12 protein-coding genes are annotated in these 15,549 nt (G+C 40.4%); all 12 read right to left on the bottom strand.

The features are described from left to right. Nucleotides 1–76: 76 nt before the first annotated feature. Nucleotides 77–3,661, bottom strand: a complete 3,585-nt coding sequence (gene rpoC / locus KGF34_RS08580; RefSeq protein WP_252558740.1) for a DNA-directed RNA polymerase subunit beta' — start codon at nucleotides 3,659–3,661, stop codon at nucleotides 77–79. Nucleotides 3,662–3,676: 15 nt separating this feature from the next. Beyond that, nucleotides 3,677–7,402 carry a DNA-directed RNA polymerase subunit beta gene (rpoB, locus tag KGF34_RS08575; protein ID WP_252558739.1) on the bottom strand — a complete coding sequence of 1,242 codons (3,726 nt, stop codon included), beginning with the start codon at nucleotides 7,400–7,402 and terminating at the stop codon, nucleotides 3,677–3,679. Between the two features lie 382 nt (nucleotides 7,403–7,784). Continuing rightward, nucleotides 7,785–8,120, bottom strand: coding sequence for a type II toxin-antitoxin system RelE/ParE family toxin (locus KGF34_RS08570; protein WP_252558738.1), 336 nt, complete (start codon nucleotides 8,118–8,120; stop codon nucleotides 7,785–7,787). Next, complete coding sequence (locus KGF34_RS08565) at nucleotides 8,117–8,422, bottom strand: type II toxin-antitoxin system RelB/DinJ family antitoxin (RefSeq protein ID WP_022234234.1); 306 nt, start codon at nucleotides 8,420–8,422, stop codon at nucleotides 8,117–8,119. The genes KGF34_RS08570 and KGF34_RS08565 overlap by 4 nt, the downstream gene beginning before the upstream one ends. A 299-nt stretch (nucleotides 8,423–8,721) precedes the next feature. Beyond that, nucleotides 8,722–9,465: an amino acid ABC transporter ATP-binding protein gene (locus KGF34_RS08560; protein WP_022234235.1), complete on the bottom strand. Its 744-nt coding sequence runs from the start codon at nucleotides 9,463–9,465 to the stop codon at nucleotides 8,722–8,724. Then, nucleotides 9,455–10,186 carry an amino acid ABC transporter permease gene (locus KGF34_RS08555; protein ID WP_252558737.1) on the bottom strand — a complete coding sequence of 244 codons (732 nt, stop codon included), beginning with the start codon at nucleotides 10,184–10,186 and terminating at the stop codon, nucleotides 9,455–9,457. The genes KGF34_RS08560 and KGF34_RS08555 overlap by 11 nt, the downstream gene beginning before the upstream one ends. Before the next feature lie 64 nt (nucleotides 10,187–10,250). After that, the gene (locus KGF34_RS08550) at nucleotides 10,251–11,045 is read right to left on the bottom strand and encodes a transporter substrate-binding domain-containing protein (RefSeq protein WP_195411350.1); all 795 of its coding nucleotides are present in this window, start codon (nucleotides 11,043–11,045) and stop codon (nucleotides 10,251–10,253) included. 375 nt (nucleotides 11,046–11,420) lie between these two features. Beyond that, entirely contained in the window at nucleotides 11,421–12,173 is a 753-nt protein-coding gene (locus tag KGF34_RS08545; RefSeq protein WP_252558736.1) for a DNA methyltransferase, read from the bottom strand. A gap of 27 nt (nucleotides 12,174–12,200) precedes the next feature. Further along, nucleotides 12,201–13,058, bottom strand: coding sequence for a type II restriction endonuclease (locus tag KGF34_RS08540; RefSeq protein WP_333780946.1), 858 nt, complete (start codon nucleotides 13,056–13,058; stop codon nucleotides 12,201–12,203). Nucleotides 13,059–13,073: 15 nt separating this feature from the next. After that, nucleotides 13,074–13,958 (bottom strand): DNA adenine methylase, encoded by an 885-nt coding sequence (locus KGF34_RS08535; protein ID WP_252558735.1) that lies wholly within the window; start codon nucleotides 13,956–13,958, stop codon nucleotides 13,074–13,076. Between the two features lie 143 nt (nucleotides 13,959–14,101). After that, entirely contained in the window at nucleotides 14,102–14,482 is a 381-nt protein-coding gene (locus KGF34_RS08530) for a DUF3783 domain-containing protein (RefSeq protein WP_252558734.1), read from the bottom strand. A 20-nt stretch (nucleotides 14,483–14,502) separates the two neighbouring features. Then, entirely contained in the window at nucleotides 14,503–15,543 is a 1,041-nt protein-coding gene (locus KGF34_RS08525) for a D-alanine--D-alanine ligase (RefSeq protein ID WP_195411355.1), read from the bottom strand. Nucleotides 15,544–15,549 lie beyond the last annotated feature (6 nt).

Below are 15,549 nucleotides of genomic sequence, written 5' to 3'. Positions count from 1 at the left end.
ACACGCACAAATGCCCGACAATGACTGAATGCATTGTCGGGCATTTAATTTTTTTAAACCAAAATGTTAGTTAAAATTATTCGGAAATATCTGCAGTTTCGGTTGATTCAACAGCATTTTCATCTGCATCTTCAACCTCTGACTTCGGCTCTTCGAGCTTTACGCCTGCATATCTCGGCATACCTGTACCTGCAGGAATAACCTTACCGATAATAACATTTTCCTTAAGACCGATAAGCGGATCAATCTTACCCTTAATAGCTGCATCTGTAAGAACTCTTGTTGTTTCCTGGAATGATGCGGCAGAAAGGAAGCTGTCTGTTGCGAGTGCTGCCTTTGTAATACCGAGGAGCAACTGTGTGAATGTTGCCTCTCTGAGGTTTTCTTCACCGTTAGCAATACGCTTTTTAATCTGCTCGTTCTCAAAGAGAACATCGTTCTTATCGTAGGTCTGACCGGACATAAACTTAGTATCGCCTGCGTCCTCAACTCTTACCTTTCTCATCATCTGACGAACGATAACCTCAATGTGCTTATCGTTGATTTCAACACCCTGTAAACGGTAGGTACTCTGTACCTCTGAAATAAGGTAGTTCATTACTGCGTCTGAACCGAGAATTGCAAGAATATCGTGCGGATTAACAGCACCGTCGGTGATTTTGTCACCTTTCTTGATAATCTGACCTTCCTGAACCTTAACTCTAAAGCCGAAAGGAATAAGGTACTGCTTTTCTTCGCCTGTTTCGTGGTTGAATACAATAGCGTGACGAGCATTTTTGATTTCTTCAAATCTAACTTCACCGTCAATTTCACTGATGATTGCAAGGCTCTTTGGTTTACGGGCCTCGAACAACTCTTCAACTCTTGGAAGACCCTGTGTGATATCTTCTGCCGATGCAACACCGCCGGTATGGAATGTTCTCATTGTAAGCTGTGTACCCGGCTCACCGATTGACTGTGCGGCGATAATACCTACTGCCTCACCGACTGTTACAGGCTGGCGGTTTGCAAGGTTAGAACCGTAGCACTTCTTACAAGCACCGTGCTTAGCACGACAAGAAAGTACGGAACGAATCTTAATTCTTTCAACGCCGCTGTTTACGATAATGTCAGCCTCTTTGTCGCCCATCATTACATCCTTAGAAACAAGGGTGTTGCCGTTTGAATCGCAGAAATCGTCAACGAGGTATCTGCCGATAAGTCTTTCGTGAAGTCCCTCGATAACATTGTTTTCGCCTGCCTTGATGTCGAAAATCTCAAGACCGTCTGTTGTACCGCAGTCGTCCTCACGAATGATAACTTCCTGTGATACATCAACAAGACGACGGGTAAGGTAACCTGAGTCGGCTGTTCTGAGCGCTGTATCTGTAAGACCTTTACGAGCGCCTCGGGATGAAATAAAGTATTCCATAATGTTAAGGCCTTCACGGTAGTTAGCCTTGATAGGAATTTCGATTGTTTTACCTGATGTATTGGCAATAAGACCACGCATACCTGCAAGCTGACGAATCTGGCTCATACTACCACGGGCACCTGAGTCAGCCATCATGAAGATTGGGTTGTAGCGGTCAAGGTTCTTCTGGAGGGCATCGGTTACATCGTTTGTAGCCTTCTCCCAAATCTTAAGAACTTCCTCGTAACGCTCCTCATCGGAACGAAGACCCATCATATAGTCCTCACGAACTGCATCGACATCAGCCTCTGCCTTTTTGATGATTTCTTTCTTGGCAGGAGGAATAACGGCGTCACATACGGCAACAGTAATAGCGCCTCTTGTTGAGTATTTATAGCCCTGTGCCTTGATGTGGTCAAGAACATGGCTTGTAATCTCTGTGCCGTTTATCTTAATACATTTATCAATAATCTTCTTAAGTTTAGACTTACCTACAAGGAAGTCAACCTCAAGTTTAAAGCGGTTTTCAGGCTTGCTTCTGTCAACAAAACCAAGGTTCTGCGGAATCGGGTTGTTAAAGATAATCTTACCGATTGTTGTATCAACAAGGTCGGAATACTTAACGCCGTCAATTACCTTTTCGTATCTTACCTTAATCTTTGAGTGAAGCTGGATAACACCGGTCTGATAAGCCATCATAGCTTCATCAACATCACGGAACACCTTGCCCTCGCCACGCTCGCCGTCCTTATCAAGTGTAAGGTAGTACGAACCGAGGATCATATCCTGTGTAGGAACTGTTACAGGCTGACCGTCTGACGGTTTAAGGAGGTTGCCGGCTGCAAGCATAAGGAATCTTGCCTCTGCCTGTGCCTCTGCGGAAAGCGGTACATGGACAGCCATCTGGTCGCCGTCAAAGTCGGCGTTGTACGCTGTACAAGCAAGCGGGTGAAGCTTAAGTGCTCTGCCCTCAACAAGTACAGGCTCAAATGCCTGAATACCGAGTCTGTGAAGTGTAGGCGCACGGTTGAGAAGAACAGGGTGTCCCTTGATTACAACCTCAAGTGCATCCCAAACCTCGTCCTTTGCACGCTCAACTGCTTTTCTTGCAGCCTTAATATTGATAACAGCCTTAGTTTCTACAAGGCGTTTCATAACAAACGGTTTGAAAAGCTCAATAGCCATTTCCTTAGGAAGACCGCACTGGTACATCTTAAGTTCAGGGCCTACAACGATAACCGAACGACCCGAATAGTCAACACGCTTACCGAGAAGGTTCTGACGGAAACGACCCTGCTTACCTTTAAGCATATCGGAAAGTGACTTGAGCGGACGGTTGTTAGGGCCTGTAACAGGTCTGCCTCTTCTGCCGTTGTCAATGAGAGCGTCTACAGATTCCTGCAGCATTCTCTTCTCGTTTCTGATGATGATTTCAGGAGCGTTAAGCTCAAGGAGCTTTTTAAGACGGTTGTTTCTGTTAATAACTCTTCTGTAAAGGTCGTTAAGGTCAGATGTAGCAAATCTGCCGCCGTCAAGCTGAACCATAGGGCGGATATCAGGCGGAATTACAGGAATAACATCCATAATCATCCATTCGGGGCGGTTGCCCGAAAGGCGGAAACTCTCAACAACATCAAGGCGCTTGAGAATACGAACTCTCTTCTGACCCGATGCTGTTTCAAGCTCTTCTTTAAGCTGTGCAGAGAGCTGCTCAAGGTCAATTTCCTTGAGTAACTTCTGAATAGACTCTGCACCCATACCTGCCTCAAAGTCGTTGTCATACTTTTCACGCATTTCAGCGTACTCTTTTTCGCTCAGGCACTGATTTTTTTCAAGATCACGGCAGTTGCCGGGATCTGTAACAATATATCTTGAGAAATAAAGAACATTTTCAAGTGTTCTCGGAGAAATATCGAGCATAAGAGAAATTCTTGAAGGAATACCCTTGAAGTACCAGATATGAGAAACAGGAGCGGCAAGCTCAATGTGACCCATTCTCTCTCTTCTTACTTTTGCTCTTGTAACCTCAACACCGCAACGGTCACAAATTTTACCCTTAAAACGGATTCTCTTGTATTTACCGCAGTGGCACTCCCAGTCCTTTGTAGGTCCGAAAATACGCTCGCAGAACAAGCCGTCACGCTCAGGTTTTAATGTACGGTAGTTGATTGTTTCGGGCTTTTTAACCTCGCCGTAAGACCAGGCTCTAATTTGCTCAGGGGAAGCAAGTCCGATTTTAATTGAATCAAATGCGTTATTATCTATCATTTTTATACTTCCTCCTTACATATCATTCTTGTTTAAGTCGTCAAAGTCGAAGTAGTCGCTGTCATCGTCATCTGCTGCAAGACCCGAATCGTCAAACATATTGCCCTCTTCGCCTTCTTCGTCGAGGTTGTAACCGTCCATTGACTCGGTCATTACGCTCTCCTCGTTGAACTCGGTTGTAGCTGCATCTGTAATGTCTTCGTCCTCATCAAACTTCTGCTTAATGTCAATTTCCTCGCCCTGTGCGTCAAGAACACGAACATCAAGGGCAAGTGACTGCAATTCTTTAATAAGAACTCTGAATGATTCAGGGATACCCGGTGCAGGAATGTTCTGACCCTTAACGATTGCCTCATAAGTCTTAACTCTGCCGATAACATCGTCAGACTTAACGGTAAGAATTTCCTGAAGTGTATAGGCCGCACCGTAAGCCTCAAGTGCCCAAACTTCCATCTCACCGAAACGCTGACCGCCGAACTGTGCTTTACCGCCGAGAGGCTGCTGTGTAACGAGTGAGTAAGGACCTGTACTTCTTGCGTGAATCTTCTCGTCAACAAGGTGATGGAGCTTAAGGTAATACATATAACCGACGGTTACAGGGTTGTCAAAACGCTCGCCTGTTCTGCCGTCGATAAGCCATGTCTTACCGTCCTCGCTGTAACCTGCATCTTTAAGTGCCTGGAAAATATCGCCTTCGTGAGCGCCGTCAAATACAGGTGTCATAATCTTCCAGCCAAGTGCCTTAGCCGCATAGCCGAGGTGAACCTCGAGCACCTGACCGATGTTCATACGAGAAGGTACGCCCAACGGGTTAAGTACGATGTCAAGCGGTGTGCCGTCAGGAAGGAATGGCATATCCTCTACAGGAAGAATTCTTGAAACGACACCCTTATTACCGTGACGACCCGCCATCTTGTCGCCAACGCTGATTTTACGCTTTAATGCAAGATAAACTCTGACAACCTTGTTTACACCGGGCTGGAGTTCGTTACGGCTGTCGGCTCTTGTAAATACCTTAACATCTACAACTGTACCGCTCTCGCCGTGAGGTACTCTGAGTGAAGTATCTCTTACTTCTCTTGCCTTTTCGCCAAAGATAGCTCTCAAAAGTCTTTCTTCGGCAGTAAGCTCGGTTTCACCCTTTGGTGTAACCTTACCTACAAGAATATCGCCTGCGTGAACCTCTGCACCTACCTGAACAATACCGTCTTCATCAAGGTACTTGAGCATATCTTCGCCGATATTTGGAATATCTCTTGTAATTTCTTCAGGGCCGAGCTTTGTATCTCTTGCCTCTGTATCGTATTCCTCAATATGAATAGATGTATAAACATCATCTCTAACAATTTTTTCGTTAAGGAGAACCGCATCCTCGTAGTTATAACCTTCCCAGGTCATAAAGCCGATGAGTGCGTTCTTACCGATAGCAACTTCACCGTGGTCTGTAGCAGGACCGTCAGCGAGAACTTCGCCTTTCTTAACTCTCTGTCCTCTTTCAACAATAGGACGCTGGTTGATACATGTACCCTGGTTAGAACGCAAGAACTTGATAACCTCAAAGTCCTGAATTCTGCCCGAATCGTACTGTACACGAATGTTGCGGGCGTCAACGCTTAATACAACGCCGTCCTCTTCCGCAAGAATACATACGCCTGAGTCTGTACCTGCCTTGTACTCCATACCTGTACCTACGATAGGTGCTTCTGTTCTGAGGAGCGGCACTGCCTGACGCTGCATGTTCGCACCCATAAGAGCACGGTTTGCGTCATCGTTTTCGAGGAACGGAATCATAGCTGTAGCAACCGAAAGTACCTGCTTAGGCGATACGTCCATAAAGTCAAACTCGTCTGCAGGAAGATCTACGAATTCATCTCTTCTTCTGCCGACAACTCTGGTATGAACAAATCTGCCGTTCTCGTCAAGCGGCTCATTTGCCTGTGCTACGGTGTAGTTGTCTTCAACATCGGCTGTCATATAAACAACTTCGTTTGTAACAACGCCTGTTTCTTTATTAATCTTACGGTACGGTGATTCGATAAAGCCGTACTTGTTGATTCTTGCAAATGATGTAAGGTATGAAATAAGACCGATGTTAGGTCCTTCAGGAGTTTCGATAGGACACATTCTGCCGTAGTGGGTGTAGTGTACATCTCGAACTTCAAAGCCTGCACGATCTCTTGAAAGACCGCCCGGGCCGAGTGCTGACAAACGACGCTTGTGAGTAAGCTCTGCGAGTGGGTTTGTCTGGTCCATGAACTGTGAAAGCGGAGAAGAACCGAAGAACTCTCTGATTGCGGCAGTTACCGGACGAATATTGATAAGTGAGTTAGGAGAAAGCGAGTCCATATCCTGTGACTGTGTAGCCATTCTTTCTCTTACAACTCTGTCAAGTCTTGAGAAACCGATTCTTACCTGGTTCTGTAAAAGCTCGCCTACGCAACGGATTCTTCTGTTGCCGAGGTGGTCGATATCGTCTGTTCTGCCGACACCGTGAGCCACGCAGTTAAGGTAGTTGATTGTAGCAAAAATATCATCTTTTGTGATATGGTTAGGAGTAAGCTCGTCTGCTCTGTCTGTGAGCATTTCCTTAAGCTCTTCCTCGTTCTGTGCTGCGTCAAGAATTTCGCAAAGAACATCAAAACGAACATTCTCACGGATTCCGCATTCAGCCTCTGCATCAAAGTCAACATAAGCCTTGATGTCAACCATACCGTTAGAAATAACTTTAACGATTTTTTCGTCCTGTGCTTTTACATAAGCAATCTGAACGCCGGCATTTTCGATTTCTAAAGCCTTTTCTTTAGTAATTTTCTCATCTCTGAAAGCCATAACCTCGCCTGTGCGTGGGTTAGAGATAGGCTCTGCAATAACCTGGCCTTCAAGTCTGTCGGCAATGCCGAGTTTTTTGTTATACTTGTATCTGCCTACTCTTGACATATCATATCTGCCGGGGTCAAAGAAAAGATTATTGATATGCTGTTGAGAGCTGTCTACTGTAGGAGGCTCTGACGGACGGAGCTTTCTGTAAACTTCGATAAGACCTTCTTCAACACTGCTTGTCTGGTCTTTTTCAATAGTAGCTTTCATTCTCTCGTCGTCGCCGAAGAAGTCGAGAATTTCAGCGTCTGTGCCAAGACCTAAAGATCTGATAAACGCTGTAACGGGAAGCTTACGGTTTTTATCGATACGAACATAGAAAACATCGTTGATGTCTGTTTCGTACTCAAGCCATGCACCACGGTTAGGAATAACGGTAGCGCTGTAAAGCTCTTTACCTGTTTTATCGTGGTCCATCTTATAATAAACGCCCGGGCTTCTTACAAGCTGAGATACAATAACACGCTCTGCACCGTTGATGATGAATGTGCCGCTCGGTGTCATAAGCGGGAAATCGCCCATAAACACATTGCTCTCTTTAATCTCACCTGTAGCTCTGTTTAAAAGTCTTGCTGTAACACGCAAAGCGGCAGAGAATGTAGCATCTCTTGACTTACATTCTACAATGCTGTAATTTGGGTGATCAACATCAATAGAGTAATCAATAAAATCAAGCACAAGATTATTTTGATAATCGGTAATTCCCGACACATCCTTAAATACTTCTTTAAGACCTTCGTCAAGGAACCACTGATAAGACTGCTTCTGGACATCAATAAGGTTAGGCATATCAATAACTTCATTGATTTTGCCAAAGCTCATTCGTTCACGATTGCCGAGCTTAACGGGTTTGACATTAACCATAGGCGTATCACTCCTTAATAAATTTGAGGGCAATGCCCCTGTCAAAAAAACCTCTTGACACTTTGGAGATTTTGTGATAATATCCCCCTGTAAGATAAATTTTTTTGACGATTTGTCCGACTGTGTCGGTACATAACCCCATTATGGTACATTGTACTATTTTACGCTACCAAAGGGAGGTTGTCAAGGGCTTTTTTCTAAAAAAGCAAAAATTTTTCAGAAATTTTGATTTTTAGGCAAATAAAATTCTCCACAGGAAAATAAATCCTGTGGAGATTATTTTTGCCCTAAAATGCAACACCCGACAGCGTGTAAAGAAATATCAATGCCGATTTTGAGGTAAAAAGGTGTTGAGATTTTATCAACAGTTGATAATCGCAATTTATAAGTTTTCAAAATCCCATGCAATATTTGCAATGTCCTGCCCTCCGTAAAAAATACGGATAACCGTAACGGTCAAACTGCGGGTGTCTACCGTATAAAAAGCAATGAATTTGTCAACTGTAACTTTGCGCATTCCTTTACTCTTCCAAGGCTCCCAATCAACGGCAGGATTTCTTAACGACATAAAATCAAGTGAACGAATTGCTTTTCTGATTCGATTTATCTGCTTTTCGGCAGTTGTCGGAACTGACAAAGTAAAAGCAATATAAGTATAAATTTCTTTTAAATCGTCCTTTGCTTTCGGAGAGTACACAACCGAATATAACTTATTCATATACCGAATTCCTTTGCAAGTTCAGCGTCCACCTCATCTGCCGTATAGGTTTTTCCTGCTTTTATAGATTCTTCACCCTTTATTAATTCGGCATTTAATTCAGATTGAGTCATTGAACCGATAGCAGTCGGTTTAACCACAGGAAGTTGAAGATTTAAGGGTAGACTTCTTGTAAGTACAATCTGACTGTAAAGCATCTGAATTGCACTTGACGGAGTAATACCAAGCTGTGCAAGTATATTTTCCGCATTTTCTTTCAAGCCTGTATCAATACGGGCATAAACTGCTGAAGTATTTGCCATATAAATCACGCTCCTTTAACTATATTATATTCACTTATGACGGCAAATGCAAGCAATTGCTTGCAAAATATTTCGATTTTTAAAAATTGTAAATGTAAATAAATCTCGAAAATATTTTATAAACGGTTCTTTATTAAGAATTGGAGGAAATTATGGTATAGCAGGCGGGTTAAGCAAAATAATTTAAAAGTTTAGGTCAAGCCTTAAACTTTTATAATTGTTTAGCAACCGTTAAAAATCGCACAAAAAAACAGTCTGACAAACTCACTGTTTATCAGACTGTCATATTGTTTATTTAATTAAAAAACCTTTGACAAAAATTCCTTTAATCTGTCATTCTTAGGGTTTGTAAAGAATTCCTGCGGCGGCGCTTGCTCTACGATTACGCCCTTATCAACGAATACAACATTTGTACCTACTTCACGGGCAAAACCCATTTCGTGAGTTACAACCACCATTGTCATTCCGTCTTTTGCAAGCCTTTTCATTACTTCAAGAACTTCGCCTACCATTTCTGGGTCAAGTGCGGAAGTAGGCTCGTCAAAAAGCATTACCTCCGGATTCATACAAAGCGCACGGACAATTGCCACACGCTGTTTTTGACCGCCCGAAAGCTGTGACGGATAGTCATTTGCTCTGTCTGCAAGCCCTACTCTTTCAAGCAGCTCCATTGCCTCTTTGGTAGCCTCTTCCTTACTCTTTTTAAGAAGTTTTACAGGGCCGAGAATCATATTCTTAAGCACTGTCATATGAGGGAAAAGGTTAAACTGCTGAAACACCATACCCATTTTTCTGCGGTGGAGGTTTATATCTACATTTCTGTCGTTAATATCAATGCCGTCAAAAATGATTTTTCCGTCTGTCGGCTCTTCAAGCAGGTTAAGGCAACGCAAAAAAGTTGATTTACCCGAACCCGACGCACCGATAACCACCATTACATCGCCCTTGTGAATTTCGGCATTAATGCCCTTGAGCACTTCGTTATTGCCAAAATACTTTTTCAGTCCCTCGACCTTAATTAAAATATCATTGTTAGTGGTCACTGCTGCGCAACCTCCTTTCAAGTTTTTTGAGGAAGTATGTCAGAATCAATACTATAACAAGGTAGATTGCCGCAACCGAAATAAGTGGGAAAAATGCCTCGTAAGTTCTTGAACGAATAAGATTGCCCACATAAGTAAGATCCTGAAGTGCAACATAACCGGCAACCGAAGTTTCCTTTACAAGCACAATAAACTCGTTGCCGAGTGCAGGCAAAACATTTTTGAAAGCCTGCGGAAGAATTACATGGAGCATTGTGCTGCTGTAATTAAATCCGAGCGAACGGCTTGCCTCAAACTGACCTTTGTCGATTGACATAATACCCGAACGCACAATTTCGGCTACATATGCGCCTGAATTGATACCGAATGCGAGTACCGCTGCGATAATTCCGTTTCTTGACGATGAAAATATGATGTAATACATAATCATAAGCTGAATTACAACAGGAGTACCTCTGATTACCGTAATATAGATATTGCAGAGAACATTTAAAAACTTGAGTAAATAATCACTCGGCTTTCTGCATTTTTTACCGGTAAGGTTCTTGTCGTAAGTCGAACGAACCATCGCAATTAAAAAACCGAGGATAATACCTATAACGGCAGCAACGACTGTGATTTCAATCGTTACTCCAAGACCTCTTAAAAACTGCATCCAACGGTCGTCATTAATAAAAGTTCTCTGAAAGCTCGCAGCTATTTCTTGAAAAAACTTATCCATATGTTAAATTCCTTTATATATCAGAAAAGCAGCTTTTATGCTGCCTTTCCGGAAAAATCTTTAATTATTCTTTAACTATAATTACCTGAGTAGCTGTTGTATAGCTGTCAGAGAAGTTGATTGACTGTAATCTTTCATCTGTTACTGTCATACCTGCCATACCGAAATCAGCCTTGCCTGTCTGAACAGATGTTATGATAGAATCAAAGTCCATATCGTCAATAACAAGCTTGTATCCGAGTTTGTCGCAGATAGCCTGTGCCATAGATGCGTCAATACCTACTACTGTGTCGCCGTCATAATACTCGTAAGGCTCAAAGAAAGCGTTTGTTGCCATATGAAGCTCGCCGTTCGGATAATCTGTTCCTGCAGGAGTTACATAAGGTGTTTTTCCCTTTGTATCGTCGCCGATGAAGTTCTTTTCGATTGACTCTGTTGTACCGTCAGCTTTGAGCTCTGCAAGAGCTGTGTTGATTTTGCCGAGGAGGTCTGTATTGTCCTTAGCTACGCAGATTGCATATTCTTCTTCCGCAAACGGTTCGTCAAGAATCTTAAGACCGTCATTAGCGGCAACAAAAGCCTTAGCAGGCTCGCTGTCAATGATAACGCAGTCAATCTTGCCCTGTGTAAGAGCGAGAACAGCGTCTGCACCCTTGTTAAAGCGTTCTACTGTTGAACCCTTTTCCTCGTAATCACTTGCGTAAATATCGCCTGTTGTGCCAAGCTGAACGCCGATTTTTGCGCCCTCAAGGTCATCAACTGTAGCAATTTTCTTTGTTGTGCTGCCACCACAAGCGGCAAGGAGCATTGAAGCCGAACAAATTACGGCCGCAAGCGCCAATGAAATAACTTTTTTCATAGAGATCCCCTTTTCTTTTTAAAAAAATCATACATCTATTATAGTAATACAAAAACCAAAATAAATCAAGTAAAAAAGGTAAGATAAATTTGCTAATTCCTACAAAATATCCGCAAAAATTCCATAATTTTTACATTACGGAAAAAGATATTAAAATTTAGGTTTTTAATGCACTGTTTAAGACAAATTTTTACAATAAAAGAAGACAGCCTTGTCACCCAATTGTTACTTTGCCAAATCATTCACCCGTCACTTAAAAAAGCAAAAACAAAAGCAGGGCGATATTTACACCGATACCGCTCTGCAAAACCGTAAATTATAATTTAACCTTAAGGTTATTGTCTTTTAAATGGTCCTCGCTGATTTTTTATTAAATCAAATTTTATGAAATACAAAAAGATATTCGTGTGCAATGAGTAAAAAGTTATATTTTACACTGTTTGTTTTCCAATAGCCTGTTGCTCTGCAATTATGCTGTTCTTTGATTATGAGTTCTTTTAAAGTAAAACCTGCATCCTGAAATATTTTCATAACTTCAAAACTCATCGGAATCATATGTCCTTTTTGCCTTGTATCTCCCATAAGAATTGCACAAAATTTTTCTTTTTTTAATACTCTGTAACATTCTTTTGCAACAGGTTTCATTTGTTCAAGAAAGTCTTTTACTTTTAACTGTGATAAATCATTTTCAAGTCCGTCACTATATTTAATTATGTTAGCATACGGTGGGTGTGTGCATATTAAATCTATACTCTCATCATCAACAAAATCGAGATTTCGGGCATCACCTTTCCGAATATATACTCTACCTTTTGCATTCTCATATTCAAATTTAGTTTTTTCTTCGCATCGTTCAAGTGCAACATCATTGCAATCAACGCCAATTATATCTCTATTTAATAATTTTGCCTCAACAAGAGTTGTACCTCCACCTGCAAATTGATCAAGTATCATATCATTTTCTTGTGAATATCTAAGAATAATATTTCTTGGTATATATGGTGACCAATTACCTCGCCACTTTGCATCGTGTGTCGCCCAATCCCCACGCTTAGGGAAAGACCAATGAGTGGTCATTTCTAACTCAAAATCTTCAGGCTCCCATTTCTTTATTTTCTTTTTTTTCATAACAAAGCTACCTCACTGATTTTACTATCAAGATAACTGCGATAATATTCCATTCTCCAAATCTTTTATATTAAATATTGTTTCCATAACATCAAAGGTTTCTTCTAAATTATGTCTTGCACTTTTCCAACCGGAACCGTCTGTAAACCAAATAAAAGTAAATCCGTCTATGGTGTCAACCTCTTGTGCAATCTGCTTATAACTTCTTGCTGTTTCGTTGAGTTTTGAACCACCGCTTGCATAAAAGTTTGTTTCAATTCCGTAAATTCTATTTGAAGTTTTTATTACAAAATCAAACCTTTTTTCAGATTTACCGCTATTAGAAATTGCAGAAAGATCTATTCCCCATTTATCGGTTATTGCGTGAATATACATTTCTTTGAAATAGGTTTCATTTTTCTTATAACCGGCTTTTTGTATAAAGCTCTCCACTAAATTTTCCATCAAGTGTCCGCCACGATTTTTTCTACCGTTAGAGTCAAGACCTGTTTCTACACCTGTAGCGTAATCTACAAGATTATTTATTATATGATTTTGCAACAAGTCAAATAAACCTGTTTTTCTCATAAAAATTTTATATTGTTCAATACTGTAATTTTGATTTTTAAAATTATATTTATATTCACCCTCGCTGTCTACAGCATATATTTCACTTGCTCTTACCGCAAGTAAAAGAGGAATACATTTTAAAGTTTCAGGATATTTTGAAAGGATATTTTCAAAATCTTCCTCTATATTATTTGAACCAATCAAACTATTTAAAATATTAAGTTCTACTTTAATCTTATTTATATTATTATATATTTTATTAAAATCTATATAATAATCATAGTTTGCAATACTTCCACGAAATTCAGAAAGCCACTCATCAAAATTTCTTTTCATAATAAAATTTCCTCATCAAAAATTACTTATTAGCAACTCATTAATATTACCTCTGCCATTACCTTTGCTATTAATCATACGCTTAGCTTGTATTCTTTTAATACTATAATTTTTATATAAATCATCAAAGAACATATCGTTTTCATCTGTATTTTGGGGATCTGAATTACTTGCTACAACAATAGCGCCTTTTTCAGAAATTACATTAATAAATTTTGCCAATCTTATTTGTTCTTTGTCATCAAACACTTTAGAAGAATACGAAGTAAAAGATGAAGTTTGTGTTAACGGACGATATGGGGGATCTATATACACAAAAGTTTCATTATCTATAAAATTTTTGCATTTTCTATAATCTCCACATATTATTTTTACATTCTGCAAAAGCTCGCTATTATTTTTCAAATTCAATTCATCACAAATCAGTGGATTTTTATATGCTCCAACAGGTACATTAAAATCACCGTTTCGATTTACTCTATATAATCCATTAAAGCAAGTTTTATTTAAAAATATAAACAGAGCCGCTATATCTAATGCATTGCTTTTATTATCTTCTTTTTTTAATAAATTAAATAAATCTCTATTACTACTAAATATAGCCTTTCTTTGTTCTGTATCAGCGCTAATATATTTTTCTTGCATAACTGATAATTTGCTAATTAGATTATCAATATTATTTTTTATTTGACCATATGTAATAATTAATTCTTTATTAATATCGTTAATTAAAACTTTTTCCGGTTTATAATTAGCCAATACATCAAATAGCACTGCACCACCACCAACGAAAGGTTCGCAATAGCAGTTTATTTTTTCAGGATATTTTTTTCGTATCTCGCTAATCAGCTGACTTTTTCCACCAGCCCATTTTATAAAAGGCTTTGTTTTTATATACATACAATCACTCTCTAATATTCATATCATAACTTATGATACCAAAAAAAAGCCAACATATCAAGATATATTTATTTTCAAATCAAAAAAGCAGAGCGATATTTTTATATCAAATACCACTCTGCAAAATTATGTAATTTTTATTGTTATAAATTAACCTTAAGGTTATTGTCTTTTAAATGGTCCTCGCTGACTTTTTGATAAAGTCTGTTTCCGCTCCAACGGCTGTTGTCGGGAGTGAGGGCGCAAATCAGAGGCATTTTATTTATGCCGTGGCTTTCAAGTTTTTTAAGCATAACATTAAATGTAAGGTGCGGAAAATCCTTGATAACCATAAGCTCATCGTCAAAGTTCGGAGAATCGTCGGGCAACGGTTCAATATCCTTTAATCCGAACAATGTTCCTATAGGCTTTGAAAATTCCTTTTTCGCCGCTGTTTTTACAGGTATTTTCATAGACAAAAGCGTATTTCTTACGGCTTTCAGTCTGTCGCCTTTATAATTATAAAGAAGTACAGCCTCTTTCACGGCAAAACACCTCTGTTTTATTAATTGTATTTTTCAAGAGAAACTTCAATGATTTTTTCGCAAAGTGACGGATAGTCAATACCCTCTGCCGCTGCCTCCTGTGGGAGCAAGCTTGTCGGAGTCATACCGGGAAGTGAGTTTGCCTCAAGACAATAAGCCTCGCCCGATACTTTATCAAGAATAAAGTCAATTCTTGCATAGCTCTGCAAGTTGAGAGCCTTAAATGCAGCCTCGGCAGCTTTACGAAGAACATCGTCCTCGCTTGCAGTAATGTCAGCAGGGCAAATTTCGTCTGTTGCGCCTGCCTGATACTTTGCCACATAATCGTAGAAGCCTGTCTTAGGAATAATCTCAATCGGAGGCAATGCTCTGCCGCCGATAACGCCTACGGAGAACTCTCTGCCCTCTATGAACTGCTCAACTACGATTTCTTTTTCATATTTGAAAGCCTCTTTTACAGACTCTAAATATTCCGCTCTGTTTTCTGCCTTTGTAATGCCTACGCTTGAACCGCCCGAACACGGCTTTACAACGCAAGGATAGTAACTCCAATCCTCTGCGTCTTGGGCTGACTTGTAAACTCTGCCCGCAGGAGTTGTAACTCTGTTCTGAATAAGTACGCTCTTTGTAAGCGCCTTATTCATAGCAAGCGCAGAGCCGAGATAACCCGAACCCGTGTATTTGATGCCGAAAAGGTCAAGTGTAGCCTGAATCTGACCGTTCTCGCCCTCACCGCCGTGAAGAGCAAGATATGTAATATCTGCCTCGGCGCAGATTTCAATAACATTCATACCGATAAATTTTGATGATTTATCAAGGCGGTTCTCCTTGACTGTCTTAATGTCGGGAATTTCCGTGCCGACACCGAGGCTGTCCGTAAAGCTGTAATTGTGCTTGAAGAGTGCGTCAATGTCGCAAAAATTCTCTTCGTAACCCATAAACACATCAAGCAAAACTACTTCGTTACCTTTTTCACGCAAAGCAGACGCTACCTTAATACCCGAAGATATTGATACATCACGCTCTGTACTTAATCCGCCTGCAAGAACAACAATTCTCATAATAAC

This window comes from Ruminococcus sp. FMBCY1 (genome assembly GCF_023921805.1).
Taxonomy (GTDB): domain Bacteria; phylum Bacillota; class Clostridia; order Oscillospirales; family Acutalibacteraceae; genus Ruminococcoides; species Ruminococcoides intestinale_A.
Note: the sequence above shows the minus strand (reverse complement) of the source record. Positions and strands in the feature narration are given on the sequence as shown.